Here is a 25,274-nt window from a genome sequence, read left to right on the forward strand (position 1 = left end):
TTTGACCGCTTGATTCACTGCATGAATCAATTCCGCGCTTCGCCACACGCTTTCAAACTGGCTGTTTGATGCCTTGAAAACTTTTTTCTCAACCAGAGTGACTAAAGAGGGATCATAATCAGAGGTCGCTTGACCGTGCCCATTCTACCGCCGAAAGTTGATGCGCCCCGACACGGATTTTCTTAGGACACCTTTAGCTAAGAGACTCAAGCAGTTCTCCCAGTTTGCTCCGGCCCTGTTTAGCCTGGGGCTATTTTGCCTGTCAGCTTGGGCGATACATTCGGAGTTGAGCCAGTATCCGCCTCGGGCAATTCTTAACAACATTCGGTCGATTCCGGTCGAGGCGTTGGGGGCAGCTGTGGCGCTGACTGGGCTCAATTTTCTGTTTCTCACGGGCAACGATACCCTAGCGACCCGCTATGTGCGCCATCCGCTGCCGTACCGTAAAACTGCGTTGGTGGCCGTGATCAGCTATGCAATTAGCAACAGTGTGGGTATGGCCATGCTGAGCGGGGGGGCTATTCGCTATCGCTTTTATTCGGCTTGGGGGCTGTCGGCAGGTAAAGTTGCTCAAATAGCTGCTTTTTGTGGTCTGAGCTTTTGGATTGGCCTGTTTTTTCTTTGTGGGCTGGTCTTTACGCTAGACCCATTGCCTTTGCCGGGTCTGCTGCATTTGCCCTTTGAGACGGTGCGCCCCATTGGTCTGCTTTTTCTAGCGATGATTGCCGCTTACCTGACGATTACTGGGCTTAATCGTCACCCCGTCAAAATTGGTCGGTGGAGCTTGCCAAACCTGCCGCTGAAGCTATCTTTAGCTCAGATTTTGGTGACCTCTGGCGACTGGGCCGCAGCAGCAGGCGTAATTTATGTGCTGCTGTGGTTTACGGGAGTAAGCTCGGGCCTTAGCTATTTTGCTTTTTTTGGGGCTTATCTGCTGGCGCTGTTGTCTAGCATTATCAGCAATGTGCCGGGGGGGTTGGGGGTGTTTGAGACGGTGCTGCTGCTGCTGATCTCGCCGCCGATTGCGGCGGACAGTCTGCTGGGGGTGCTGCTGGTTTATCGGATCATCTACTTTTTTCTGCCGCTCATAGTGGGAGTTTTGTTGCTAGGAGTCTATGAGTTGCAGCAGCGCTATAGGCGCAGTTAACCGCGTTGGGCTGCGATCTTTTGCTGGTTCGGTGGGGTCAGGGCTTGTAGAGGTGGGCCATGCTAGTGGTATTGAACTGGGCGGTGGGCACGTCGAGCACCAGTTTGCCGGACTGAATGCCGAGGATGCGATCGCTATATTCCCGAGCCAGCTCCACTTGGTGCAGATTGCAGAGCACCGTCAGTCCTTCTTGCTGGCAGAGCGATCGCAATAGGCCCAGGACTGTGTGAGCCGTTTCGGGGTCGAGGCTGGCTACGGGTTCGTCGGCCAAAATCAGGCTGGCCCGCTGGGTGAGGGCGCGGGCAATGGCGACCCGCTGCTGCTGCCCCCCTGAGAGCTGGTCGGCTCTTTGAAAGGCGACATCGAGCAGCTGCACTCGCTCTAGGGCGGCTAGCCCTTCCTTGAGCAAATCGGGCGGAAACTGGCTGAATGCACAGCGCCAGAGCGGCAGCTCTGGCAGCCGCCCACCTAAGCAATTTTCTAGGGCGCTGCGGCGGCGCACTAGGTTGAATTGCTGGGCGATGGTAGCGATTTGGGTGCGAGCCTGCTGAAGTTCGCGGGCGGAGCAGCGGGTGAGGTTCTGCCCGTGAAACCAGACTTGGCCGTGGGTGGGGCGAATTAGCCCCAGAAGGCAGCGCATCAGGGTGGTCTTGCCTGCGCCGCTGGGGCCTAAAACAGCAGTGAAGGAGTGGGGCGCAATTTCAAAGCTGACCTGCTCTAGGGCAGTCCGGCCATTGTCATAGATTTTGGTTAGGCTCTCAACTCTTAGCATGGCTTACCCCAACCGCTGCCGCAGGCGGGCACTGAGGGCGTCGATCAGGCTGACCATGCCCAAGATTAGCAGCAGAATAGTGGAGAGCCGAGGAAAGTCGAGCAGCTTGAGACTGACCAGCAGCTCGTAGCCAATGCCGCCCGCCCCCACAATGCCCAAAATGACTGAGGAACGGACGTTGAACTCCCACAGGTAAAGGCTGATGCCGATCAGTCCCGGTAGCGCTTCTGGCAGAACGGCAAAGGTGAAGGTTCGAATGCGATCGCATCCTGCTGCCTCAACCGCCTCGATTGGCTCGGCTGGCAAGGTTTCTAGCACTTCGGCATAGAGCTTAGCCATCGATCCAGTGGTGTGTAGGGCCACGCCTAAGGCTCCAGCAAATGGCCCCAAACCCACAATCGAGACAAAAAATAGGGCAAAAATTGCGGTATCGATACCCCGCAGCAGGTTCAGGAATGCCCGCAGCGGGGTTGCCAACCCTTTGAAAGGGGTGACATTGCGGGCCACGATCATGGCTAAGGGGACAGCCGCCATGATCGCAACTCCCGTGCCAATGATGGCGATCGCCAGCGTTTCCCAAATTGCTTCTAGAAAAATCGGCAGTTCGCTGAAGTCGGGCGGAAACAGCCGCACTAGCCAGTTCCCCATCTGGGGCAGGCGCTGCCAAAACTGCTGCGGGTCAACCCTGGCTTCACGGGCGCTGGCAATGAGGATAGCGCCTGCCAGCAACGCCCAAAAGCTGTGGCGCAGCACTCGCCAAAGGCCCCCCTGACGCTGCCATTCGCCTTTGAGGAGGGCATCGTAACTAGGCGGGGGAGCTGATTTGCCGTTGGTAGGTTCGAGCGGGGGGCGGGTCATAGGAGCAATGTTTCTAGGGCATAGCTTGAGAATCCCCCTGCCCCCCTTGCAAGAGGGGCAGGGGAAAGCTTTTATTCAAGAAGCTAGGGGATCTTACAGCAGACTTTTTGCGCAGAACTACTTCAGCTTGCCAACTGACTTGCCAGCCGTTTCGATGGGTGCGTAGTTGCTGCCGTCGGAGACTACAAAGCCGGTGTAGTTGGGGGGTAGCAAAGTTTCGGTCTGCTCTGGGGTGAGATTGACCAAAACCTCCTGCAGACGGGCTTTGAGATCTTCTGGGAAATCACCGCGCACCACAATGGGGTCGTTGGGCAGCGGATCTGACTGCCAGATGATCTTGATCTGGCTCTTGTCGATTTTGCCCTCGCTGGTCAGCACGTCGAGGTTGCGATCGTAATCGGAGGCAATATCAACTTGGCCGTTGAGCAACGCGATGGCCTGGGCGGCGTGGCTGGCCCCTTCGCTGTAGTCAAACACAGCTTTGGGATCGAGATTGCGGCGCAAAAACTCGGCTTGGGGCACCAACCAGCCGGAGGTAGAGCCGACGTCGGCTAGGCTGATTTTGAGCTTTTCGCCCTGCTGGCTGAGCGCAATGGCTTCTTCTAGAGTCTCGAAGGGGGCGTCGGCGCGGGCCATGAGCACCGAGTAGTAGGTGGGCTGGTCTTTGTACTTGACGGTTGCGATCGCATCGAGCGACGGCTCATTGTGGTGAGCCAGCACATAGCCCCAAGGGCCGAGCCAAGCCACATCCAGCGTGCCAGAGCGCAGCGCCTCAGAGATGCCAATCCAGTCGTCGGCGACCACCACTTCAGTCGGTAAGCCCAGCTGCTCGCCTACTTCCTGAAACAGCGGCTCAAACTGCTTACGGTTTTCGTTAGGCGTTGGGAAATAAGGCCCTACCCCAAACTTGAGTTGAGTGAGCTGTACAGAGTCTGGGGCAGCGGCATCGGGCTGAGAAGACTGGGGTGTACAGGCTACTACTACGACCAGCGCCAGCAGCCCCGCTAGGAATGCTCCTAGCCAGCCTTTTGTGCGAAATCTAACCATGTCAACTTCCTTATTCGCGTTACTGAAGTGGGAAGGGCACTAAGCCCCAGTTTCAAAAGACAGAGAGCAGCAGCCCAGGTTGAGGGCTTTAGCCGAACCTATCTGCACACCGGGGGCAAGCTGATAGAGAACCGCTTTGCCCTCTCGACTCGACACCACCAGTCCCTCCCGACGCAGCACTTTAAGGTGGTGAGATAGGAGACTCTGCTCTAGGTCTAGTCGCCGATTCAGCTCACCTACGTGTTTCGGACCCTCCATCAGCATTTGCACAACCGCCAGACGAGTCTGATCTGCCAGAATCCGCAGCTGACGGGCGCAGAAAGACGGCATAGCAGGATCTGCCTGAGGCATCAGCAGCTCCCATTCCCACAAAGATGAATTTTCCTTCATATGAAAGACTATTCATCTCAATCCGTCAATCGGGCGCTTCAGTAGAAGACTACGAAGTGTCTGGTGGATTAAGCAAGAACCCAATTAAAAATTGAAGCGCAGGAGAGATAACTCGGTCCTGATTATTGCGACCTGGCCCAACTCCGCGCCATAGTGAGGCCATCTGCACCAAGTCAGCGCTAGGGGAGGCTGTATGTACGTTTTGATTGGGGGAGCTGGCATGATGGGCCTGAATCTGGCCGAGACACTGCTCCAGACAGGTCACACTGTAGCGCTAATCGACACCGCGCCTGCGGCCTGCCAGCACGCCCGTGAAAAAATTGGGGTAATGGCCTTTGAAGGCAGCGCTGTTAGCACTACAGTGCTCATGGAGGCAGGCATTCGCAAGGCTGATGCGGTGATTGCAGCGCTGCGCGACGACGCGCTAAATCTGGCCATGGTGACCCTAGCTAAGCACTATGGAGTACCCCAGATCGTAGTGCGAATGAGCGATCGCGACTTTGCCGAACCCTATCAACTGGCCGGAGCCACCCATATCATCAGCACCACTGATCTAGCTATCACCCGCATTCTCAACGCGATTGAGTATCCCCAAGTGGATGCCATGATGCACTTCGAGCAAGATCAGATAGAGGTGCTCAAGCTATCGATTCCCCAGGAGTGCTACTTGGTCGGGCGAACGCTGGCTGAGGTAGCCCGCGACCCCCGATTTCCAGCAGGAACTTTGATTATTGGCTACCAGGCCCACCCCCACGAAGACCTAACCATTCCCAATGGCAGCACGGTGCTGGAGCGAGGCTCCACGATTTTGGCCGTGACAAAGCCCCATCTGGTCAGGCACATGATTGACTTCTTAGGAATGTGCAGATAAAAAAGCGCCTCAGCTTTGCCCTATACCTCTCTCCTCCTCCCCTCACTCATCCTTCAAAGTCATCAGCTTCTCGTTAAGTTCGCTCACGTAGGACTGGGCCAAGTCGTCGGGCAGCAGTCCTTTGCGGGCGGCTCTGCGAACGGCTCCTTTTTCGGCTAAAAAGAGGCGGCGGCGCAGGCTGTCTAGGTAGCCCTGTTCAACCGGGTCGGGGGCTATGTCTGAGCGTTGATTGTAGAGGTCTCGCAGCTCTCGTTCGGAAGTGGCGATACGAGCCTGATAGGCGGCAAACAGTTCTTCGTAAAGGGATTTGGGTAGGCTGCCCGACTCTAGCAGGCTATTGAGTTCTTGCTGGGCGGCTTTAGAGGAGATCAGGTTGAGCTGTAGGGTTTCGATGTGCTGCCGCAGGGGAGAGATGGGGGAGAGGTTGAGCTGTTTGACGAGCCGGGGTAGGGCCAACCCCTGACCAATGAGCGACAGCAGCACGGCACTGTAGACCAGGGCAATTACTTCAGGGCGGCCGGGCAGGGTAAGCGGCAGGCTGACGGCTAGCGCCATTGACAGCGACCCTTTGACGTTGCCTAAAATCAGCACGTGCTGCCAGCGCAGGGGAATGGGGCGATCGAAGAAGTTGAGCAGGGCCACCAAAGGATAAATGGAGCAAATGCGCCCGATCTGATAAGCCAGAATGGCAAAGAGGGCGGCGGGAATGGTGTACCACAGGGTGCCTAAGTTGACTTCAATTCCTACCAGCAAAAAGATGAAGGTATTGACCCCAAACCCGGCATATTCCCAAAAGTTGAGCAGAGTGACGCGGGTAGAGGCTGAGGTGCGGCTAAAGCCCAGATTGCCGATGACCAGGCCGGTGACAACAACTGCGATCGCACCCGACACCCCCAATGCCTGACCCAGCTGAAACGTGCCCAGCGACACGGCCACAGTCAGCAGCAGATCGCTGAGGGCATCATCGAGTTGGGAGAATAGGCCGACGCAAAGGTAGCCCAAACCCAGACCCACCAAGCCGCCGCCGACAAAGGCCACCAGCAGTTGCGAAAGCGCCGCTGTCGGGGTCACCGTTCCCTGAGTATGGAAGGTGGCAATGAGACTTAGCAGCACCAGGGCAATACCGTCGTTGAACAGGCTCTCGCCTTCGACAATGGTCGCTAATCGTCCGGGCACAGGCACTTCGCGAAAGGCGACAATGACAGAGACTGTGTCGGTAATAGTCAAAATCACCCCCGTTGCGGCGGCGGTAATCCAGGCCATACCCAGGCCCGCCTGCAGCAGCGCAGCGGTAATCGAGGCTGCCAGCAGCACCCCTGGCCCAGCCAAGAGAGCAATCGGCTTGACGGTGCTACGCAGACGGCTGAAATCGGTATTGATAGCAGCCTCAAAGATCAAAATCGGCAGAAACAGATTCAAGATCAGGTCTGGATTGAGTCCGATGGTGCCTGGTAGGGCCTGTTTGGTAATGGCCAACCCTGCTACCACCAAACCGACTACGTAGGGAATGTGCAGCCGCCGCGTGATCAGGGCCACTCCAGTCGCCACCAGCAGCAGGATGATCAAGGTGTTGACTAGCCCGGTAAACTCAGTAGTCGCAGCGGCTGCGCTGCCCAGATCAGGGGCTTGGCTGGTTAGAAGAAAAAGACCGCTCACAGTACGTTCCAGTGGGTGCCGTTAACAATTCCTTTCAATCCTACGGGAGCCGCTACGGCACTGCCGTTTGCTGGAGTGCAATGGTCGGACGTTGGAGCGGCCCTTGCAGCGATTTTTGCACTAGTAGGCTGCAGGGAGTAGATATGGGTAGAGGGGTGGATGAGTGGTGAATGCAGGCGAAAATGGCTGTAAAAGCCATCGCAAGTGTTTGTTCGCCCGCTTCGCCGTAGGATAGAAACACTCCTCCAGGGAAATAGTATGGATAAAGCAGCGCAGCTAATTCGCATGGCAGAAGATGAGCTAACCGAGTACAGCACGGATGCTCGCAAGATTGAGAAGCTGCGACGCAAGTTTAGCTTTGTCGTGCCTTACACGGAGCAGGCAGAGGTGCGATCGCAAGTTGAATCTGCTATGCCCAAAAACTTTGTGGCCAAGCTGGTGGAAGAAAACCGCCAAACAGTAGCGCTGCCCTTCTGGGGAATTGGGGGGCTGGGGCTGCTGCTGGGCATTTCCTGGAAACAGCCGTTTGACCTGATTGCTACTGGAATCGGGTTCTACGTGGCCTTCCAAATCCAAAAATGGGGCTGGGAGCTGGAGGCTAAGCGCCTGGTGCTAAAAACGCTTGATGAGATCGAAGCTACTGTCCAAGCTGATAGAGCAGAGGCCAAGGTGGAGTAATCAGACAGATCCATGAATCGGGCTCGGCTACGGACTATCCTGCTGTGGGTTGTGCTCAACACTGCCTTTTGGGCAGTTGTCTGGAGTGTTACGTTTTCAGGCCTGTATGGTGTGTGGGCTAATGAGGCCATTGAACCTTCACTTTTCAAAGGCTTTTTGGCTGGGGGAGCCGTGGGTGGGGCAGGGCTGGGGCTGTTGGAAGCGAGGGTTTTTGGCTTTCTTCAAAGGCAGGATGCTTGGGGCAGAAGCGTTATCTTTTGGGTTGTCTACTGGGTCTTGGTCTTCCCGCTGTTTGCTACCTTGATCTGGGCGATTGTGAATCGAGACTGTAACTGCGATGGCAATTTAATGTGTCTTTGCCCACCCGCCAATTTTCTTCTGGGAATGGTGATTGCCTACCTATTTTTGTGGGTGACTGTCCCTGGATATTTTGTAGTGGCTGTGGTGGGCAGTCTGCTCTGGGGATGGCTGTTTCAGCGCCTGGTTTACCGATTTTTTTAAGCTGGTGCGGTGCGGCGAATGCGATCGCTCAATCTAGAATTGCCTAGAATTCATTTGGGAGTTGTTGGGCAGGCTGTACTGGACTCAAGCTGCAGAATGGAGGGTCAGGCCAATGCCAAAAAGAACGTACCTTTTGCCGCTGGAGCTGGGCCATCGACTGGAAGTTTCCTGGCGGCGGGGCTGGCGCAGGTGTAGTCTCTATTTAGACGGCCAGCGGATAGGAACAATTCCAAACCTAAAGGCGCTGCCGCAACAGCTATTTACCCTTTCGAGTGGGGCCACTCTGCGTGTTAGCCTGCTGTATTCGGGGGCTGTGCCGTATGATGTCGGCTTGTCGCTTAACGATCAGCCTCTGGTTCAGGTCAGATCGGTTCAGCTGCTAACAGTTGCTCTCAGTGCAATCGGGCTAATCGCTGGCGTGAACTGTATGGCGGGTGTCTTTGGCCTGCTGAACTTGTCCCTGCGGATCTGGCCTAATACCGTACTACTGTTGGGATTTGGGCTTTTCTCGCCCCTGGCTTTTGGGGGATTGACTGTGGCAGGCTCTTCAGCCGCTTTGGCTGTTGGGGTGGGCGGCCTGTATCTTTTTCTGGGCATACGAGTTTGGCAGCGATCTTGGGCAGCTTTGCTGCTGGTGTTAGGCATATTCTTTTTGGATTCGGTTTATCTCGGTTTTGCGGTCTTGACAGGCGGTGGGGAAGCGGCGGTAATAGTCAGCCCAATTGTGTTTCTCCGACTGATTTTGCTGGTTGCGATCGCATTTGGTCTAGAAGGATTTGGCCAGCCTGTTGCTGAAAATACTGCTGCGATCCATCCACCTGTTCCTCGGCTGTTTTTTGTATTCAAACGATTTACAATCAACACTCTCTCTGCAGTGGTGGACCCTATCGGATGGATCTTTAGCAAGAGAAGTCAAAAGTAATTAGCTGTCTGCTTTCTGGGGCTGATAAACCTTCAGTCGGTAAAAGGGCGATGAATGCACCCCAAGATTTTGCAAAATTGTGGAACCCCGGCATTGCTGGGCTGGAACTGTTTAGTGCCCGGCTGTTTCGCCATCGCTTTGACAAGCATTTTCATGAGGGCTATACCATCGGCCTAAACGAGGCTGGGCTGGGAGGCTTTACCTATCGAGGGGTCGCTCACCATGCCTACCCCCACAGCTTTAATTTGATCAATCCTGGCGAAGTGCATACGGGATACGTTGGATCAGAGAGCGGCTGGACGTTTCGCAACCTCTATATCAGCCTGCCTTTGCTGAAACGGATGCTGGTTCAACTGGAGTGGTCGAGTCAGGGGCTGCCCTATTTCCGCCAGCCAGCGGCTTGGGATCAGCCGCTTCGAGCTGCCTTTTATCAAGCTTTTCAGGCTCTGAGCGCACCTGCCTCTCAGCTAGAGCAGCAAACCCTATTACTGGAGTTTTTGGCTCAGCTGTTGGCTAGGCAGGCTCAATCTGGTTATTGCCCGCTGCTGGTTAAGTCAGAGAGGGGTGCGATCGCAAAAACTCGCACCTACCTAGAAGCGCACTACACAGAGAACCTGTCGATTGAAGCTCTGGCCCAGCACGTAGGGCTTAGCCCTTACTACCTGATCCGCAGCTTTCATCAGCAGGTGGGGCTGCCGCCGCACAGCTACCAGCGCCACTGGCAGCTCTTGCAAGCCAAACGCGATCTGCAAACACCCAAGCCAATTTCCGAGGTCGCCCTTGATCACGGCTTCTATGACCAGAGCCACCTGACCCGCCACTTCAAACGGGTCTTTGGCGTGACGCCGGGGCAGTACCGCCAGGGCAATTCTGTCCAAGACGGTTGAGGGCAAGGTCCGTAGGCTGAGGAAGTCGAAACTGCACGGCCATGACTTCAAAAAGCTTTGTGACTCCATCAGACCTGATCAAAGACTGCTCGGCTTCGGCCATCATTGCGGGTTTCGTGACAGTGCTGGTGGGCTTTACCAGTGCTGCTGTGATTGTCTTTCAGGCGGCCCAAGCGCTCAACGCCACGCCAGAGGAGATTGGCTCTTGGATGTTGGCCCTTGGCCTGGGCATGGGGCTGACCTCTATTACGCTGTCGCTGCGGTACCGGGTGCCGGTGGTGACAGCCTGGTCTACGCCGGGAGCTGCCATGCTGATCACCTCAGCTGCGGGAGTGCCTATGGCAGAAGCGATTGGCGCATTCCTCATCTCAGCTCTGCTGATCACGATCTGCGGCTTTACGGGCTGGTTTGAGCGGGCCATGAGCCGCATTCCCCTATCGCTGGCATCCGGTTTGCTGGCGGGGGTGCTGCTGCGCTTTGGGCTAGATGTGTTTGTGGCGATGAAAACGCAGTTTGGCCTGACCTTTGCCATGTTCTGCGCCTACCTGATTGCCCGCCGCCTATCGCCCCGCTATGCAGTGATTGCCGCCCTGAGTTTGGGCCTTCTGATTGCAGGCACCCAAGGACTGCTGCGCTTTGAGACGATTAGCCTGCAGCTGGCGCAGCCGGTGCTGACGCTGCCCCGGTTTTCAGTTGGGGCCTTGGTGGGAATAGCCCTGCCGCTGTTTGTGGTGACGATGGCCTCGCAAAATGTGCCGGGGGTCGCCGTGATTCGGGCCTCGGGCTACTCGGTGCCTATTTCCCCCATTATTGGCTGGACCGGGGTTGCCACACTATTGCTGGCCCCTTTCGGCGGCTTTGCCCTGAATTTGGCTGCGATTACGGCGGCTATCTGCATGGGCCGAGAAGCTCACGAAGATCCGGCCCGACGCTATGTAGCCGCTGTGGCAGCAGGTGGCTTTTACCTCTTGGTGGGTCTGTTTGGTGCAACTGTCGGGGCAGTCTTTGCCGCTTTTCCCCAAGAGCTGGTGCTTGCGATCGCAGGTCTAGCCCTCTTAGGCACCATCGGCAATGGCTTAGCCACTGCTTTGTCTCAAGAAAAGGAGCGCGAACCCGCTCTGATCACCTTTCTGGTGACGGCTTCAGGGCTGACTCTGTGGGGCATTGGTTCTGCTTTTTGGGGATTGGTGGCGGGGGGGGTAGCGCTGGGGGTGTTGCGGAAGCGGTAGGAGAAGAGAGAACGCGTCTCCTCTTACACCAGAACTGGCTGTAAAACAATGCTTGGCAAGGGGACTGCTGGGGGACTTAAATGGATGAGCTGTATTAACCATCAGGGCGCTGCTCTGGCTGCGTCTTTACCCTCACACCTCTTGCTTTAAATGGATACTTCAACTACCCGCGCCTTTGCAATTTTGGCTCCGGTTCCTGAGAACCATCTGATTACGGGTCTAGATGCGATCGCACAACAGCTCGACGCCACCCCGCCGCAAACTCCGCCTGTGGTCGCTTACGGCAGTGATGCCTTTGAAGTTTTTGGCAAGGCCGATCAGCTGCGCCAGCAGGCCCCAGTGGAAATATATTTCTATGCCTCCCACGCTAAAGAGCAGCCATTGAACCACCAGGTGACTTGGCGCGCCACCTACATTGGGCATGTCCACTCTCGCCGAGGTCGCTATCCTGGAAGCGCTCTGCATCGGCCTGTTTCAACTCAAAATGATGCCCCCACCTGGGCTATTTTTTGGCGAATTCAGGACTTAGAAAAGCTCGATACCCCCATCCCCATTGCCAACTTCCGGGCTTTGGAAAAGAAAACCAATTTGACTGCTCGCTTTATTCCTGAGGGGCCGATGTTGGTAGCCTTGCCAGTGAAGGCGTAGCCTGAGCGGAGGGAGGATCAATCCCTCCTGTTTCAGCGACAGATGCTGCATTGGGTGCAGGCCCCTGCACCCCTACTAGAAAGGCTTTTACCCCTCACCCACAACAGAGCCATACTCCAGCTTGAGCAGCCGATCTGCAATCGAGAAATAGCGATCGTCATGACTAATTACCAGCACCGTTTTTCCCTGCTGCTTCAGCTCTGGCAGAATCTGGTGGTAGAAGATCTCACGAAAGTAAGGGTCTTGATCGGAGGCCCATTCGTCAAACAGGTAAATAGGTCGATCCTCTAGGTAAGCTGTCAGCAATGCCAGTCGCTTACGCTGCCCCTGAGACAGGTTTAAGGTCGAGAGCATTCCCTCGGTTACCTGCACTTTGTGGCCCAACTGTAGCCGCTCCAGATAGGTTTTAGCCTGAGCATCCAGATCGGCTAAGTTCAGGCCCAAAAGCTTTTCAAACAGAAAAAAGTCTGCAAACACGGTGGCAAAGAGCTGCCGATACGCCTCTCGGTTTTGGTCGGTAATAGGCATATCGTTGACGCAGATCTTGCCTTCATCGGGGCTATACAGACCTACCAGCAGCTTTGCTAGAGTCGATTTGCCGCTGCCGTTGCCGCCCACAATAAACACCACTTCTCCTGCTTTAATCGTTAGGTCAATCGGCCCAAGGGTAAAGTGGCTGCCGTCAGTGTCGTTGGGGTAGGTGTAGGTGAGCTGCACCAGATCGATTTGAGTGGGGGTGAAGGTAGACGAAAACTGCAGCTGTTCATTTGTTTCGGCGTGTTCAGCCAGCGACAGGCCCAAAGCATCCACCTTTTGCAGAGAAACGCTGGCCTGCCCCAAACCTGGCAGGCTTTGCAGCAGGCTTTGTAGGGGGCGGGTCAGATAGACGAGGGTTAGCACATAGCCGGAGAGCACAGTAGGGGTCATTTCAACCCAGTTGGGCAATCCAAAAACCAGCAGCCCTAGCAGCGTGAATAGAAGAATTTCGCCGCCGCTGCTTGCGATCGCAGACAGCCGCAGCCCCGCCACCCGATAATCACGCAGCTTCTCGGCAGTGCTTTGCAGTTCCTCGGTAAAAAAGACCTGCCGCCGTTCTCGGTGCAGCTTGAGTTCTTTTAGCCCGGCGGTGATTGCCTGAAAATGTTTGAACAGAAAGTCTTGCTGCTCACGCGCCTGTTTGAAGACCCGCAGCGTTTGATTAATGAGCCACTGTACCAGTGCGATCGCAGCTATCAAAAACACCAAAGTCCCTGCTAGTACAGGTACCGATAGCCAGGCTAGATAAGCCAGACAGCCTAGCACCAGCGCCAGATCAACGCAGATAAAAGGCAAGTTAAAAGCAGCATTGCCAATGGTCAACGTGTCTTCGGTCAGCGTTGCCAGCAGGCGATTGGCACCGAGCGCTTCGAGCTGGCGCAGCGGCACAGCCAAGATCTGGCGGCTGAGCTGAAGCCGCAGGCGAAACACGCTCGACTCAGACAGCGTTGCCAGCAAAATTTGAGAGGTCAGGCTGCTCAGCAGCGTCACTGCGGCTAGACCGATAAAACTCCACAGCACCAGACTACCTGCTACCTGATCACTACCAAGCGTCTGATTGATTAGCGCCAGCAGCAGCACGCTCGTCCCACCACTGATGATGCCGGTCAACCCTGCCATCACCATGACACGCCACGAATTTCGCAGCAAGAAGCCAATTAAGTTCACTGAACGTTCACCCCCAATTGCAGATCGCTACCCTCTAAGCTAGCGATCTCTCAGCGGAGATGGGGCGCGGCAGCCTCGGTTTTGTTTCATTTTGACCAGAGGAAAGAGGCTGCGCCCCTGACTAAGTTTTTAGGATGACAGCAACCACTTAAACCTAATCAGCACACACGATGTCCGAACATTCCAAGCGAGAAACGATCGACGAATTTAAGGCAATAGTCAACATGACTCCCGGCCAGTTAGAGTCGTGGCTGCAAACGGAGGAGTCGCAGAGCGTAGGCCAAAAAGATGGCGACGAAGAATCGACCGGGCACCAGTCGGGGCGGCAAATTGTTGAGCTGCTGCAAAAGCACCAGGCCGACTACGGCGAAGACGATCTAGCTCATATGCGTAAGGTCATTGGCTATATTCATCGGCACAGTGCTCAGCGGCCCTCGGGGGATGTAGAGGATACTCGCTGGCGCTATTCGCTAATGAATTGGGGGCATGACCCGCTGAAGGATTAAGGCAAAGGGAGATGGGTGCGGGGCTGTGGGCGGTCGCTTGAGCTGAGTAAAGGTGTGTCTCTTGGGAGGCATTTGGCTATCTCTCTAGAGCGACCGTGAACCGCTACAAAGCCCTTTATGATGCCTTTCATCCACTAAACTTTGACGTAAGGGATGGAGCGCTACACCATGAACCCTGAAGAACTTAAGCAACGCTACGAGGCAGGTGAACGGGACTTTAGCATTGCAGATTTGAGAAACGCGGCTTTAGACGGCATCGATTTGAGCGGGGCAGTCTTGCATGGAGCCATGCTAGAGGGTGCTACTCTACAGCGGGCCAACCTCAGCCGAGCTGACCTAAGCGGCGCGACCCTGAGCGGTGCGAACTTGACCCAGGCTGATCTAAGCAGCGCTGACTTAAGCGATGCTATTCTCGACCATGCCATTTTGGAAGGTACGCTTCTAGAAGGGGCGATTTTAACTCAGGCTGATTTGAAGGCGGCGGATTTGGGACAGGCCGACCTTAGCCAAGCCGATCTCAGTGAGGCTGATCTGACTAGAGCCAATCTGGAGGCAGCGGATCTCAGCGGGGCAGATTTGGCAACGGCAGATCTGCATGAGGCCAATTTGAGTCAGGCGTCGTTAGAAAGGGCTAACTTAAGCCGAGCCAGACTAGACGATACCAATCTGGAAGGCACAATTTTGGAAGGGGGCGACAGCCGCTTGATTAGCTAGATACAGATACCACGAGGCGTTAGAAACCAGGTTTCTATTCTCAGCCTAGTCTGAAGCTGCTGAGCATGTAAGAAACCCGGTTTCTTAAGCGTGGTGTTAGAAACCGGGTTTCTATTCTCAAGCTAGTCTGAAGCTGCTGAGTGTGTAAAAAACCCGGTTTCTTGAGCGTGTAGATAAACCAAACTAAGCAGGAGACTCTGGACTACGGTTATCGGGTGGAGTGGGCTGAAGCCTTTGATCTGCTGGCCGATCTGGAATCGGCGTTGGTGGCAACGGGAGTGCAGGAACTAACTAAGGACTGGCTTTGAGGTGCGATCGCAACCAGACCAGCCCTCGTCCTAAGCCAACTACAATGAGGGCAAGTTGAACTTTCTACCTCCACAAAGATGTCTCAACCCCTCCATATACCGCAGGCCGAGCCGCCGCTCTCGCCTAAGGTATCGCTGCCAACTATGTATGATCTGCCCAGCGAGTCGTTGGAGGAACCTGGCTTGCCTGACGAGTTTCATTCGCTTCAGCCTCATTTATTGAGTGAAACGTTTAGTCTGACCGCCTACACCCGCAACGAGGTTTTTACCGGAAGCGATCTCAATCTCTACTACGATGCTCGCCACCCCCTTTGGTATAAGCGCCCTGACTGGTTTGCGGTAACAGGCGTTCCTCGGCTCTATGAAGAACAAGATTTGCGGCTGAGTTATGTGCTCTGGCAGGAAGGAAGAAGCCCAGATGTTGTTGTTGAGCTGGTATCTCCTGGCACTGAGGACGAAGACCTGGGCAAAACACTTGATTTGCCTGCTCAGCCACCAACCAAGTGGACGGTTTACGAGCAGATTTTGCGCGTGCCTTACTACCTTGTCTACAACCGCTACACAAATCAATTACAGGCTTTCACATTGGTTTCTGGGGCCTATGAAGAAGTGCCCTTGACAGAGGCTCGGTGTTGGCTGCCTAAACTGCAAATCGGCTTGGGCCTATGGCAGGGCGAATACCGGGAGATCACCCGTCCTTGGTTGCGCTGGTACGACGCTCAAGGCGCGTGGATCTTGACTAAAGCTGAGCGGCTGGCGGCCCGTTTGCGAGAGCTGGGTGTTGATCCTGATCAGGTTTAGCTAGGGTCTGAAAGCTGCTTGCCGAACTTTAAGGTTGCTTGAGGGAACCTCTGTCACAAGTACCCGCGCGGGTCATGCGATCGCACTTAGGCATAAGCCAGAGTGTCTATATTCCAGCAGAAAATAGCTGCGAGAGGAGAGATAGCACGAATGGCTAGATTTCATGGTTTTGGCGATCGCACTGCTGACCAGTACCCGATGGGCACCACGGCCCCTACTGGCAAGTTTGGCAGGATGTTTCCGGCACTGCGGCCTTTTATTCCTTCTGAGGAAAGCCTGGTCGAGTTGGGCGCGGCAATGACCGACGGCACGAACGATGATCCGGCGGGTGACAATATCAAGGTTCCGGCGGGCTATACCTACCTGGGCCAGTTTATTGACCACGACATCACGCTAGACACCACTGCTTTGCAAGAGAAGCAGGTAGACCCGCTGGCGATTTTTAACTTTCGTACTCCGGTTTTGGAGCTAGACAGCCTTTACGGGCTGGGGCCATCGGTGCAGCCCTACCTTTATCAGCTTGACGGTGGCTTTGCCCCTCAAGAGAAGTTTGCAATCGGCGAAACCAATTCTGAGCCAGGCCGTGGTGACGGTACTATCAAGGCGAGCCTGCCCAACGATTTACCACGGGTGGCGAGCGGTCTAGCGATTATTGGTGACCCTCGCAACGACGAAAACCTGATTGTGGCTCAGCTCCATCTGGCCTTTTTGAAATTCCACAACAAGGTGGTTGAGGGATTGAAGAATGGCACGCTGCTGCGGCGTTCTCCTCTGCGCAAGAGCGTTTTTGAGGAAGCTAGAGACACGGTGATTTGGCACTATCAGTGGATTGTGCTGCACGACTTTCTCCGCCGCATTTTGGATGCAGAGCAGCTGGATCGGGTGCTGGATAAGGGCCGCAAGTTTTATCGGTTTGAGCAAGAACCCTTTATTCCAGTGGAGTTTTCGGTTGCGGCTTACCGATTGGGCCACAGCATGATTCGCTCAATCTACGACTATAACCGGGTATTTACGCCTAAGCCAGGTGGTGTGACGCCTGCAACGCTGCAGCTCTTGTTCTCCTTTACGGGCAAGTCGGGCAGCCCAAGCGATCCGTTCCCAGTGCCCATTCCTAGCGACTGGATTATTGACTGGCGGCGGTTTTTTGAGCTGGATGAGACGGTTCCAGCACAGGCCAGCCGCAAGCTCGACCCGTTCCTAGTAGACCCGCTCAAGAATCTGCCGAATGTGCCTGGGCCCAACTCGCTGGCAACGCGCAACTTGTTGCGGGGTCGCAGTCTGGGTCTGCCTACTGGCCAAAGCATTGCTCGTCGTATGCGCCTTCAGCCGCTGAAACCTGAGCAGATTGCGACGGGGCCTGATGGTGCAGTGGCTAAGAAGCATGGCTTCGACCGGGAAACGCCGCTGTGGTACTACATCCTCAAGGAAGCTGAGATCCAGGGTGAGGGGTTGCGGTTGGGCCAGGTGGGCAGCCGAATTATTGCTGAGGTGTTTGTGGGGCTGCTGGAAGGTGACAGCGGTTCTTTCTTGGCTATCAACCGCGACTGGACGCCTTTCTTGCCTTCTGCCGAGCCTGATACGTTTACGATGGCTGACCTGCTGCGCTTTGTGGGTGACCTCAGCCCAATTGATGAGCCGGTTAACCGCGACTAAGTCTGACTGATTGTGTTGTAGGGGGAGGGAGTCTAAAGGGTTTCCTCCCCTTTCTATGTGAGCCGGGTTGTTGCTAGCGACGAACGAAATTAAAGGGTAGGTCGCCATAAAATGCTTGAGTGGATTTCCGCAATCTCGCCATCTCGAACTGGATCACAGTAATTGAAGATGGGTCTGCGCCAAGTTGGGCCTCGACTCTACATCGAATGGGAGACATAATTGCCATGCCTCACAGTGGTAAAAGGTGGAGAAGTGCTGCTTTCTACACCCTTTCAGGCGTCTTTTTAACAGTCTTGCTGGCTAACACTTCATGCAGCCGGGAGCCGGAAATGACGACATGGTCTCACAGTCAGTTTGTAGAACAGGTAAAAAGCGGGCAGATTGAAAGCGTCATCATGAGTAATGACGGGTTGGAGGCAGTCGCAACAAAGCGTGATGGACAGCAGGTAACCGTAAATTTGAGCTCTACCGATCTGGAATTGATACCTGTTTTGCAGCAAAACGGTGTTGATGTTTCAATGGTGCCTCAGCAATACGAAGATAGTTTTCCCGAAAATAATTCTCTCTTAGTGCTTCCTATCTTCCCCCTCTTAATATCGGCTGCAATTGCGTTAGGCGGTTTCTTATTCTGGCTTTGGATGTTGATTGACTGTGCCATGAAGGAGACGGATGAAGGCAACAGCAAGCTCGTCTGGGTGCTGATTATTCTATTTGTGAATTTTCTTGGCGCACTGGCTTATTTCTTTATCAGAAGACCTCAGCGTCTCAGAGATTTAGGGCAGTAGGGGGGTGCGATCGCAACCTTACCTCTACCCTAAATCCCAACTCCGGCTGCCTAAGCGTATCTGTTGGGTTAAGAGTCTGCATAGAATTTGGTCTTGTGATGAGACTGTCCTATACCTAAATGAGTCTCATTTGTATACGCATGAGTCCTTCTTGAACTCTTAAGTTGATTCAACCCGCTACAGCTGCATTCATTGATGCCACTAAGCTAGCTATTGGCCTAAAAGCTTGCAGTAATGGAGGTGATCAGGCAAAGCAAAAAGCATTAGTCGCTAGTGCTTATTACTTAAGGGCTTTGGTTTATTCATTAAGGGCAATTGTTTATTGCTTAAGGACTAATGCATAAGCAAACGGGATAAATGCTTATTGCATAGCAGCAATTGTTTATTGCTTTGTCGTTAATGTATAAGCCAACAGGATGAATGCTTATTGCATAGCGACAGTTGTTTATTACTTTGCCCTTAATACATAAGCTAACAGGATGAATGCTTACTACATAGCGACTTCGCTTTATACGTTAGCGATTAGGGTATAAGCAAGATGAACTAATGCTTGCTGCGGGGTTGCGATCGCAATCTGCGTTTGGCTTATGCCATTCTCCTAAGCTACAGAACAGAGCTGTAGGATGGGCAAAGCAAAGCGTGCCCATCACAACCTATATCGAGGCAATCTTGCGATCGCGTACAAAAAGCTGAAGAAATTGCCAGAACTTTGCCGCTGGCCCTATGGTAGTGGGGACAACAGATAGAGTGGAGCAATCGATTAATGGCGTTATCGACGGCTCAGGTTAACTGGGCAGCCCTGCAAAACGGGTCGGATATTCGTGGAGTCGCCCTAGATGGGGTTCCCGATGAAGCCGTTAACCTCACCCCTGACGTTGTCACAATTTTGGGTAAAGCCTTTGTGACCTGGCTGGCCTCGCAGCTAGAGAAACCTGCGGCTGAGCTGACGATCGCTGTAGGCCGCGATAGCCGTCTGTCTGGCCCAACCTTAATGCAGGCAGTCATCGAAGGCATGGCTGCCCTAAGCAGTCGGGTGTATGACGTGGGGATGGCGTCTACCCCGGCTATGTTCATGAGCACCGTGTTGCCAGACTTTAGCTGCGACGGTGCGATTATGCTGACTGCTAGCCACTTACCGTTCAATCGCAACGGGCTCAAATTTTTTACCCGCCAAGGAGGGCTGGGTAAAGGAGACATCACCCGCATTTTGCAGCTGGCTGAGCAGGCAGCCTTTAAAGACGCAGCGGTTCCCGGAGCCATTGAAACCCGTGATTTAATTTCAGCCTATGCAGCGGGCTTGGTGCAGACAATTCGGCAGGGGGTGAACCATCCCGAACAGTTTGACCAGCCGCTACAGGGGCTCAAGATTGTGGTGGATGCGGGGAATGGGGCCGGTGGTTTTTACGCCAGTCAAGTGCTTGAACCCTTGGGAGCAGATACCCACGGCAGCCAGTTTTTAGACCCCGATGGCACCTTTCCAAACCACATTCCCAACCCTGAAAATGAGGCGGCTATGGCCTCGATTTGTCAGGCTGTGCTCGCTAATGGGGCAGATTTTGGCATCATCTTTGATACCGATGTCGATCGGGGTGCGGCGGTAGACCACCAGGGGCAAGAACTGAACCGCAACCGCTTAATCGCGCTGATTTCAGCAATCGTCCTGCAAGAACATCCCGGCTCTACCATTGTGACCGACTCCATCACCTCTGATGGGTTGACCCAGTTTATTGAGGGTGATCTGGGAGGCATTCACCACCGTTTCAAGCGGGGATATAAGAACGTCATTAACGAGGCCATTCGGCTAGACGAATCGGGCCAACCCTCTTGGCTGGCGATTGAAACCTCTGGTCACGGGGCGATGAAAGAAAACTACTTTTTGGATGACGGGGCGTATTTGGTGAGCAAGCTGCTGGTAGAGCTGGCAAAGGCTCGATTGGCAGGCAAGCGGTTGACTGACCTGATGGCGGCCCTACAAGAACCCCAAGAAAGTCGGGAAGTTCGACTCAAGATTCAGATGCCTGACTTCAAGAGCTATGGCACTGAGGTGATCGATCAGCTACAGGCGTTCGTTGCGACTCAGCCTGATTGGGCAATGGTGCCCAACAATTACGAGGGGGTGCGCGTTGCTTGCCAGTCTCCTGAGGAAAACGGCTGGTTTTTGCTGCGGCTCTCCCTACACGATCCGGTGCTGCCGCTGAATATTGAGTCCAACAGATCAGGGGGTACGGCTAAAATAGCTGAACGCCTGCGAGCCTTTCTTGCTCCGCTGGCAGGATTGAACATCTCAGAATTGGAAAGGTAAACAGCCCCAATGATTTCTCTTTCCAACCTTCCTAAGTGGGCAACGGTGGGATTGGCCTTTCCCCTGATCTGTCTCAATGGCTGGCTGCTGTATCGGCTGGGAATGCTGCTGCAGCCTGTTACCAGCGTTGTTATTACCGCTAGCCTGATCGCCTTTCTGCTTGACTATCCCATCAGGTTTCTAGAAAAACAGCGTGTTCCGCGAGGCGGGGCGATTGCCCTGGTCTTGCTGATTGCCCTTCTAGTGACGACCATTCTCGTGATTTTCTTAGGGCCAATTGTCTGGCAGCAGCTCAACGAATTTGCCGAACGATTGCCGCGATGGATCGAACGGGCAAAGACGGAGTTGCTTTTGCTGGAGCAACGAGCCACCCTGCAGAGCTTACCGATTGATTTAGATCAGCTGACGATTGGAGCTGCTAATCAAATTTCTAGTGCTCTTGAGTCGGGTACTAGTCAGGTCATTAATGTGACTCTGACGACTATTGATGGTGCCCTAAACCTCTTGGTCACAGGGGTGCTCAGCATCTTACTTGTGTTTACTGGGGAAGACCTTTGGAATGGAATCTTAAGCTGGCTGCCCGATAAGTGGCAGGCTCGGATACAGGACTCGCTTCAGCCCAGCTTTCAGGGCTATTTTTCGGGTCAGGCAACGTTGGCCTTGATCCTAGCGGCAGCCCAGGCAATTACTTTTATGCTCTTGGGTGTGCCGTTTGGCCTTTTATTTGGTGTTGTCATTGGCCTTGTCAGTATCATTCCTTTTGGGGGGACGGTGGCGATTCTTGGCGTCAGTGCGCTGCTGGCCTCTCAAGATGTTTGGCTAGGGCTTGAGGTGTTGATTGTGGCGCTTGTGCTGGGGCAGATCAATGACAACTTAGTGGCCCCGCGTTTGATTGGAGGCATTACTGGGTTAAACCCAGCGGTGATCATCATTGCGCTACTCATCGGCACAAAGTTTGCAGGATTTTTAGGACTGATTTTGGCTGTACCTACTGCCAGCTTTCTTAAAAAGATTGCGGATACCTTACGGGAACCCGTTGGCTCTCAAATCATTGCCAAGCAGTGATTGTGAGACTTGCTCAGTTGTGTGCTTTGAGGGGCACGCTTTGCCTATCCTATCGGTGTGTTCAGGCTCTTTTTGTAGGTTGGTGTCGAGCTTGCGAGACCCAACAAAACCCTGTTCGATTTCGCTCTGCTCAACCCAACCTACAAGAGCCTAACCGCAAAGATTATTTTTTAGTCACTAACCCCCTAGCGATTTACCGTACTCATGTCGGCATAACGGTCACCCAACGCTGCGCCTTGAGGGGCAACTGCATTTATACGGTCTAACTCGGCTTGGGAAAGCTCAATGTCCACCGCTGCCACATTTTCCTCCAGGTATTGACGGCGTTTGGTGCCTGGAATTGGCACCATGTCATTGCCCTGAGCTAGCAACCAGGCTAAGGCTAACTGGGCTGGGGTGACGCCTTTTTCTTGAGCAATTGCCTTCACCTGATCTACCAGCGCTAGATTTTTGGCAAAGTTCTCTCCCTGAAATCGGGGTGCGTGACGACGATAGTCATCGGGGGCAAAGTCGTCGGGGCTTTGGTAAGCTCCGGTCAAAAACCCGCGCCCTAGGGGGCTATAGGGCACAAAGCCAATGCCCAGCTCTCGCACCGTGGGCAAAATCTCGTCTTCGGGCTCCCGGCTCCAGAGAGAATATTCGGTTTGCAGGGCGGTAATCGGGTGCACTGCATGGGCGCGGCGAATGGTATCTGGAGCCGCCTCCGACAGACCCAAGTAGCGCACTTTGCCAACCTGTACTAGCTCGGCCATTGCCCCAACGGTGTCTTCGATAGGCACTGTGGGATCTACCCGGTGCTGGTAGTAGAGATCGATGACTTCAATGCCCAGCCGTTTAAGCGAGGCATCGCAGCACTGCTTAACGTATTCTGGCTTGCCGTTAACACCGCCCCAGCCGCCCTCGGCAGTGCGCACATTACCAAACTTGGTGGCTAGCACCGCCTGATCGCGGCGATCTTGAATGGCTCGGCCCACCAGTTCTTCGTTGGTAAAGGGGCCGTACATATCGGCAGTATCGAGAAAGTTGACTCCTAGCTCTAGGGCACGGTGCAGAGTTGCGATCGCTTCTGCCTCATCTCGACCACTATAAAACTCAGACATGCCCATGCAGCCCAGCCCAATCGCGGATACCTCTAGTTGACCTAACTTACGGGTTTTCATGGTTTAACTCCTGTTGCTCTACAAAAACTTCTTTTACAGCGGTCATGCCATTAAGGACAGGCGGAAATCCGGCATAAACCGCCATCTGCATCACTACTTCGGTTTGCATCTCAGGCGGATCGGGTTTGTTCAGAGGTTTTGAGTGAGTCATTAAGGGTTGCCTCTAGCTCTGAATAGTGCTGAATCTTCCAGTCGATAACAGCAAGATTGTCTTGAAGCTGCTGAATTTGGGTCAAAACTGCTTCGCGATGAGATTCTAGAATTTGCCGCCGCTGATGGAACCCAGAGTCGGGATGAGATCTCACCAGCTCTGCATACTGCTGCATTTGACGAATCGGCATACCCGTCAGCCGTAGTTTGTTCAAAAACTCAATCCAGCGCAGATCGTTAGCCGAGTAGCGCCGATGACCGTTGTTTGATCGCCCAATAGGCGCAATCAGATCGCAGCGTTCGTAATAGCGCAAGGTATGGACGCTGAGCCCAGTGGCGGCAGCGACCTGCTGAATAGTGAGTTCTTGGACCTGCTGAGTGATGAGTTCCTGTTCCATAATCTGCACGTTAGAGGTTAGAGCGCACTCTAAGTCAAGCAGATTTTTTCGAACCTGACTTGTTTAGGTTGGTTGATGGCTCTGCACTGCATTTACCACAGCGTTGACTTGTACCAGTTCTCCTTAGTTAGTTGGCGCTACAGATGCTGCATTGGACACAGTTCCCTACACCCAGTGCAGGAACGAGCTACACCCCGACCAGAGGAAACTAAATTAGGTCAATAGCAACGGACAGACCGCTTCAAAAAATTTGGTGCTGGCTTCTCTACCCCGCAATTGTCATTAAAGTTCTGTCTTCACCAGCATCGATCTGCTCATAGAGAAAATTACTCCTTCCTTTGCAACAAGGCATGGTTTTTCTTCTCCGCAACCTAATGCCCTCTAATCTCATTCAATTTTCCGTACGGAAGTTTATTCACGATCTCTTCCTTTCGCTACGCCTTGGCAGTTGCTTTCAGGTGACTGCCTAACTACGGAATGCGTTAGGCACATCTATAGTTTTACTAGTTGCTGCAAGCTGGAGACTTTTACCACTTGTTTAGTGCTTACTAGTAGGTGAATTATCTCTACCAATATAGGCGAAAGCGCAGTTGTATGTGTGACAGTTGCATGTGACGGTAGACTAGTTGCCTGTAACGCAAATACTCAAAGTCCTAAAAGCCTTGCAAATAGGGCTTTTTGAGGCGTTTAAAAAAATCGTGGACTAAATTTGGACTAAAATTTAAAGGCCTTTTCGCGCCTTTTTAGCCCATAGTCACAGCCTCTAGTTGGCTCAGGAAGGCATCCTCTCATTCTACCGGGCACTCCTCAAAGCGAACCAACAAGTCTTCAATGATCAAAAAACGAATCTCATTTGAGGACTTATTTGTATATTTTTAAGACCAATTATTGTTAGGTTAAGTCTTATTGTGAGATCAAATTTATCTAGGTTTATCAAATAGTTACTCTCAAGAACTGAAGCCTCTTCTAGAAGGTTTACCCATCGAATTGCTGGAGGCACCGACCAAAATTTTCTTTAGAATGCGCTAGGCAATTTCTGTTCTTAAGTGCAGAAACTGCATTTCCACAGTGCAGTTCAATCCGCACAGACTTATATGGAATAGCGATAAACCATCAGCCAACAAAGACCCTGGCAATGAAATCTCACTACCAGGGTCTTTTGAACTTATTCAAGCCCGCACAGGCTGACAGAAACGCAGAATCAATCCGTGAAAAAATTCATCGCAAAAGACTTTTCCTTCTGTCTTCTGCCTTACTTCTTCTTTTTAAGCAGATGCCGCCTGATCAAGCTGATCCGAGTCATCAGTGCCAGAAGTCCGAGCATTCAAGCAAATCATCGTTCGGGAAACACCAGTCGCTAGCACGCTAGCACCCACTGCAGTTCCTAGCAGCCAAGGTGCGTTAGAAGGCCAGCCAGACCAAACAATTCCTCCCAGTAGAAGCGTCACCAGGGCATTTCCCAATACCCAAGTCCAGTTTTGCTGAGGCCGTAGGCGGAAAGCTAGGATCAGCTCAAACACACCTTCTGTCAGCAGGAAGCTTCCCAGCAGCAGCGTGATCGTAATAACGCCCGTCAGAGGATTGAGCAACAGCGTTGCGCCAGCCCCAATATAGAGAACGCTGAGCAGCACCTTCCAAATAAGGCCACCTTTGTCTTTTGTTTGAAAAGCAAAAATTGCCTTAGAAAATCCAGCAGTCAGCAGAATGAAAGCAACCCAAGTTGCAGTGACGATGGTGGAGAAGACAGGCAAAATAAGCGCCACTACGCCCAGAATAGCCAAAAAGATACCTGTCCAAAGCGAGCGATTACTGCCGCTCTTAGGATCTTGACGATCTAGAGATGTATCTGCAGTCATTAACCTTTAATTTCCCATGCTTACAGGTTCTCCAGTAGGCTAAGAATTTTTTCTACCTTTCTTAAAGTTCCGTAAGGTAGACCGAAGCTCGTCAATAAGGGTAAATCTTTATTCTTGCAATTAGACTAGCTTAACCACTAGTGAGACTAAGTTTAATTCTGAATGGTCTCTTTAAGAGACAGCCAGACCTGCCCTGAGTCTAGGCTGCCAATCTTAAAGCCGATTAACTGACAAGCTTGCTCGTAACGTCTGTCCTTCTTAGCCTC

Annotated in this window: 24 protein-coding genes and 1 pseudogene; 15 read left to right on the top strand and 10 right to left on the bottom strand. The window is 53.4% G+C overall.

Annotated elements, in window-relative coordinates; translation table 11 throughout:
- The first annotated feature begins 160 nt into the window (after positions 1-160).
- The gene (locus tag H6G13_RS02960) at positions 161-1,147 is read left to right on the top strand and encodes a lysylphosphatidylglycerol synthase domain-containing protein (protein ID WP_190481693.1); all 987 of its coding nucleotides are present in this window, start codon (positions 161-163) and stop codon (positions 1,145-1,147) included.
- Positions 1,148-1,184: 37 nt separating this feature from the next.
- Here the strand turns inward: H6G13_RS02960 and phnC are convergent, their stop codons facing one another.
- The 4 genes from phnC to H6G13_RS02980 form a co-directional block, all read right to left on the bottom strand.
- On the bottom strand, positions 1,185-1,919 hold the full coding sequence (gene phnC, locus H6G13_RS02965) for a phosphonate ABC transporter ATP-binding protein (RefSeq protein WP_190481694.1): 735 nt from the start codon (positions 1,917-1,919) through the stop codon (positions 1,185-1,187).
- A gap of 3 nt (positions 1,920-1,922) precedes the next feature.
- On the bottom strand, positions 1,923-2,777 hold the full coding sequence (gene phnE / locus H6G13_RS02970) for a phosphonate ABC transporter, permease protein PhnE (protein ID WP_190481695.1): 855 nt from the start codon (positions 2,775-2,777) through the stop codon (positions 1,923-1,925).
- A gap of 117 nt (positions 2,778-2,894) precedes the next feature.
- Positions 2,895-3,824: a phosphate/phosphite/phosphonate ABC transporter substrate-binding protein gene (locus H6G13_RS02975; RefSeq protein ID WP_190481696.1), complete on the bottom strand. Its 930-nt coding sequence runs from the start codon at positions 3,822-3,824 to the stop codon at positions 2,895-2,897.
- A 39-nt stretch (positions 3,825-3,863) separates the two neighbouring features.
- Positions 3,864-4,214, bottom strand: coding sequence for a metalloregulator ArsR/SmtB family transcription factor (locus tag H6G13_RS02980; protein WP_242028114.1), 351 nt, complete (start codon positions 4,212-4,214; stop codon positions 3,864-3,866).
- A 193-nt stretch (positions 4,215-4,407) separates the two neighbouring features.
- Here H6G13_RS02980 and H6G13_RS02985 point away from each other — a divergent pair, with 193 nt between their 5' ends.
- Positions 4,408-5,085, top strand: a complete 678-nt coding sequence (locus tag H6G13_RS02985) for a TrkA family potassium uptake protein (protein WP_190481697.1) — start codon at positions 4,408-4,410, stop codon at positions 5,083-5,085.
- 42 nt (positions 5,086-5,127) lie between these two features.
- Here the strand turns inward: H6G13_RS02985 and H6G13_RS02990 are convergent, their stop codons facing one another.
- Entirely contained in the window at positions 5,128-6,702 is a 1,575-nt protein-coding gene (locus H6G13_RS02990) for a sodium:proton antiporter (protein WP_242028120.1), read from the bottom strand.
- Positions 6,703-6,999: 297 nt separating this feature from the next.
- Here H6G13_RS02990 and H6G13_RS02995 point away from each other — a divergent pair, with 297 nt between their 5' ends.
- The 6 genes from H6G13_RS02995 (at position 7,000) to H6G13_RS03020 (ending at position 11,606) form a co-directional block, all read left to right on the top strand.
- Complete coding sequence (locus H6G13_RS02995) at positions 7,000-7,419, top strand: hypothetical protein (protein WP_190481699.1); 420 nt, start codon at positions 7,000-7,002, stop codon at positions 7,417-7,419.
- A gap of 12 nt (positions 7,420-7,431) precedes the next feature.
- A complete protein-coding gene (locus H6G13_RS03000) occupies positions 7,432-7,920 on the top strand; it encodes a hypothetical protein (protein WP_190481700.1) in 489 nt (162 codons plus the stop codon).
- Between the two features lie 112 nt (positions 7,921-8,032).
- A complete protein-coding gene (locus tag H6G13_RS03005; protein ID WP_190481701.1) occupies positions 8,033-8,842 on the top strand; it encodes a hypothetical protein in 810 nt (269 codons plus the stop codon).
- Between the two features lie 50 nt (positions 8,843-8,892).
- Positions 8,893-9,729, top strand: coding sequence for an AraC family transcriptional regulator (locus H6G13_RS03010; RefSeq protein WP_190481702.1), 837 nt, complete (start codon positions 8,893-8,895; stop codon positions 9,727-9,729).
- 41 nt (positions 9,730-9,770) lie between these two features.
- Positions 9,771-10,958, top strand: coding sequence for a benzoate/H(+) symporter BenE family transporter (locus H6G13_RS03015; RefSeq protein ID WP_190481703.1), 1,188 nt, complete (start codon positions 9,771-9,773; stop codon positions 10,956-10,958).
- Between the two features lie 150 nt (positions 10,959-11,108).
- Positions 11,109-11,606: a hypothetical protein gene (locus H6G13_RS03020; RefSeq protein ID WP_190481704.1), complete on the top strand. Its 498-nt coding sequence runs from the start codon at positions 11,109-11,111 to the stop codon at positions 11,604-11,606.
- 87 nt (positions 11,607-11,693) lie between these two features.
- Here H6G13_RS03020 and H6G13_RS03025 read toward each other — a convergent pair whose 3' ends face one another.
- Positions 11,694-13,292: a cyclic peptide export ABC transporter gene (locus H6G13_RS03025; protein ID WP_242028115.1), complete on the bottom strand. Its 1,599-nt coding sequence runs from the start codon at positions 13,290-13,292 to the stop codon at positions 11,694-11,696.
- 188 nt (positions 13,293-13,480) lie between these two features.
- On the opposite strand from H6G13_RS03025, the gene H6G13_RS03030 reads away from it, so the two are divergent.
- From H6G13_RS03030 to H6G13_RS03060, 7 genes are all read left to right on the top strand, one after another.
- Positions 13,481-13,816: a DUF3140 domain-containing protein gene (locus H6G13_RS03030; RefSeq protein ID WP_190481706.1), complete on the top strand. Its 336-nt coding sequence runs from the start codon at positions 13,481-13,483 to the stop codon at positions 13,814-13,816.
- 153 nt (positions 13,817-13,969) lie between these two features.
- Entirely contained in the window at positions 13,970-14,530 is a 561-nt protein-coding gene (locus H6G13_RS03035; protein WP_242028116.1) for a pentapeptide repeat-containing protein, read from the top strand.
- Positions 14,531-14,934: 404 nt separating this feature from the next.
- On the top strand, positions 14,935-15,639 hold the full coding sequence (locus H6G13_RS03040) for a Uma2 family endonuclease (RefSeq protein ID WP_190481724.1): 705 nt from the start codon (positions 14,935-14,937) through the stop codon (positions 15,637-15,639).
- Between the two features lie 150 nt (positions 15,640-15,789).
- Positions 15,790-17,292, top strand: coding sequence for a heme peroxidase family protein (locus H6G13_RS03045; protein ID WP_190481708.1), 1,503 nt, complete (start codon positions 15,790-15,792; stop codon positions 17,290-17,292).
- A gap of 224 nt (positions 17,293-17,516) precedes the next feature.
- Complete coding sequence (locus tag H6G13_RS28275; protein WP_347277429.1) at positions 17,517-18,077, top strand: ATP-dependent metallopeptidase FtsH/Yme1/Tma family protein; 561 nt, start codon at positions 17,517-17,519, stop codon at positions 18,075-18,077.
- A gap of 763 nt (positions 18,078-18,840) precedes the next feature.
- Positions 18,841-20,379 carry a phosphomannomutase/phosphoglucomutase gene (locus H6G13_RS03055; protein WP_190481709.1) on the top strand — a complete coding sequence of 513 codons (1,539 nt, stop codon included), beginning with the start codon at positions 18,841-18,843 and terminating at the stop codon, positions 20,377-20,379.
- A gap of 9 nt (positions 20,380-20,388) precedes the next feature.
- Positions 20,389-21,444, top strand: coding sequence for an AI-2E family transporter (locus H6G13_RS03060; protein ID WP_190481710.1), 1,056 nt, complete (start codon positions 20,389-20,391; stop codon positions 21,442-21,444).
- Positions 21,445-21,629: 185 nt separating this feature from the next.
- On the opposite strand, the gene H6G13_RS03065 is transcribed toward H6G13_RS03060, so the two are convergent.
- The 4 genes and pseudogenes from H6G13_RS03065 to H6G13_RS03080 form a co-directional block, all read right to left on the bottom strand.
- On the bottom strand, positions 21,630-22,604 hold the full coding sequence (locus tag H6G13_RS03065) for an aldo/keto reductase (protein WP_190481711.1): 975 nt from the start codon (positions 22,602-22,604) through the stop codon (positions 21,630-21,632).
- A pseudogene (locus tag H6G13_RS29030) lies at positions 22,591-22,704 on the bottom strand (carboxymuconolactone decarboxylase family protein); the annotation flags it as partial. The pseudogene H6G13_RS29030 and the gene H6G13_RS03065, both read right to left, overlap by 14 nt.
- Positions 22,705-22,714: 10 nt before the next feature.
- Positions 22,715-23,152 carry a MerR family transcriptional regulator gene (locus H6G13_RS03075; protein ID WP_190481712.1) on the bottom strand — a complete coding sequence of 146 codons (438 nt, stop codon included), beginning with the start codon at positions 23,150-23,152 and terminating at the stop codon, positions 22,715-22,717.
- A gap of 1,265 nt (positions 23,153-24,417) precedes the next feature.
- Positions 24,418-25,008, bottom strand: coding sequence for an HdeD family acid-resistance protein (locus tag H6G13_RS03080; RefSeq protein ID WP_190481713.1), 591 nt, complete (start codon positions 25,006-25,008; stop codon positions 24,418-24,420).
- Positions 25,009-25,274: the final 266 nt, after the last annotated feature.

The organism is Pseudanabaena sp. FACHB-2040 (assembly GCF_014696715.1).
Lineage (GTDB): Bacteria > Cyanobacteriota > Cyanobacteriia > Phormidesmidales > Phormidesmidaceae > JACVSF01.

What these genes read in the sequence shown, in the direction of transcription:
- H6G13_RS02975 (WP_190481696.1), bottom strand. Translation starts at nt 3,824, where the DNA reads ATGGTTAGATTTCGCACAAAAGGCTGGCTAGGAGCATTCCTAGCGGGG.
- H6G13_RS03075 (WP_190481712.1), bottom strand. Translation starts at nt 23,152, where the DNA reads ATGGAACAGGAACTCATCACTCAGCAGGTCCAAGAACTCACTATTCAG.
- H6G13_RS03005 (WP_190481701.1), top strand. Translation starts at nt 8,033, where the DNA reads ATGCCAAAAAGAACGTACCTTTTGCCGCTGGAGCTGGGCCATCGACTG.
- H6G13_RS03035 (WP_242028116.1), top strand. Translation starts at nt 13,970, where the DNA reads ATGGAGCGCTACACCATGAACCCTGAAGAACTTAAGCAACGCTACGAG.
- H6G13_RS03060 (WP_190481710.1), top strand. Translation starts at nt 20,389, where the DNA reads ATGATTTCTCTTTCCAACCTTCCTAAGTGGGCAACGGTGGGATTGGCC.
- H6G13_RS03030 (WP_190481706.1), top strand. Translation starts at nt 13,481, where the DNA reads ATGTCCGAACATTCCAAGCGAGAAACGATCGACGAATTTAAGGCAATA.
- H6G13_RS03015 (WP_190481703.1), top strand. Translation starts at nt 9,771, where the DNA reads ATGACTTCAAAAAGCTTTGTGACTCCATCAGACCTGATCAAAGACTGC.
- H6G13_RS02980 (WP_242028114.1), bottom strand. Translation starts at nt 4,214, where the DNA reads ATGAAGGAAAATTCATCTTTGTGGGAATGGGAGCTGCTGATGCCTCAG.
- H6G13_RS03080 (WP_190481713.1), bottom strand. Translation starts at nt 25,008, where the DNA reads ATGACTGCAGATACATCTCTAGATCGTCAAGATCCTAAGAGCGGCAGT.
- H6G13_RS03045 (WP_190481708.1), top strand. Translation starts at nt 15,790, where the DNA reads ATGGCTAGATTTCATGGTTTTGGCGATCGCACTGCTGACCAGTACCCG.
- H6G13_RS28275 (WP_347277429.1), top strand. Translation starts at nt 17,517, where the DNA reads ATGCCTCACAGTGGTAAAAGGTGGAGAAGTGCTGCTTTCTACACCCTT.
- H6G13_RS02985 (WP_190481697.1), top strand. Translation starts at nt 4,408, where the DNA reads ATGTACGTTTTGATTGGGGGAGCTGGCATGATGGGCCTGAATCTGGCC.
- H6G13_RS03010 (WP_190481702.1), top strand. Translation starts at nt 8,893, where the DNA reads ATGAATGCACCCCAAGATTTTGCAAAATTGTGGAACCCCGGCATTGCT.
- H6G13_RS03055 (WP_190481709.1), top strand. Translation starts at nt 18,841, where the DNA reads ATGGCGTTATCGACGGCTCAGGTTAACTGGGCAGCCCTGCAAAACGGG.
- H6G13_RS03020 (WP_190481704.1), top strand. Translation starts at nt 11,109, where the DNA reads ATGGATACTTCAACTACCCGCGCCTTTGCAATTTTGGCTCCGGTTCCT.
- phnC (WP_190481694.1), bottom strand. Translation starts at nt 1,919, where the DNA reads ATGCTAAGAGTTGAGAGCCTAACCAAAATCTATGACAATGGCCGGACT.
- H6G13_RS02960 (WP_190481693.1), top strand. Translation starts at nt 161, where the DNA reads ATGCGCCCCGACACGGATTTTCTTAGGACACCTTTAGCTAAGAGACTC.
- H6G13_RS03000 (WP_190481700.1), top strand. Translation starts at nt 7,432, where the DNA reads ATGAATCGGGCTCGGCTACGGACTATCCTGCTGTGGGTTGTGCTCAAC.
- H6G13_RS03065 (WP_190481711.1), bottom strand. Translation starts at nt 22,604, where the DNA reads ATGAAAACCCGTAAGTTAGGTCAACTAGAGGTATCCGCGATTGGGCTG.
- phnE (WP_190481695.1), bottom strand. Translation starts at nt 2,777, where the DNA reads ATGACCCGCCCCCCGCTCGAACCTACCAACGGCAAATCAGCTCCCCCG.
- H6G13_RS02995 (WP_190481699.1), top strand. Translation starts at nt 7,000, where the DNA reads ATGGATAAAGCAGCGCAGCTAATTCGCATGGCAGAAGATGAGCTAACC.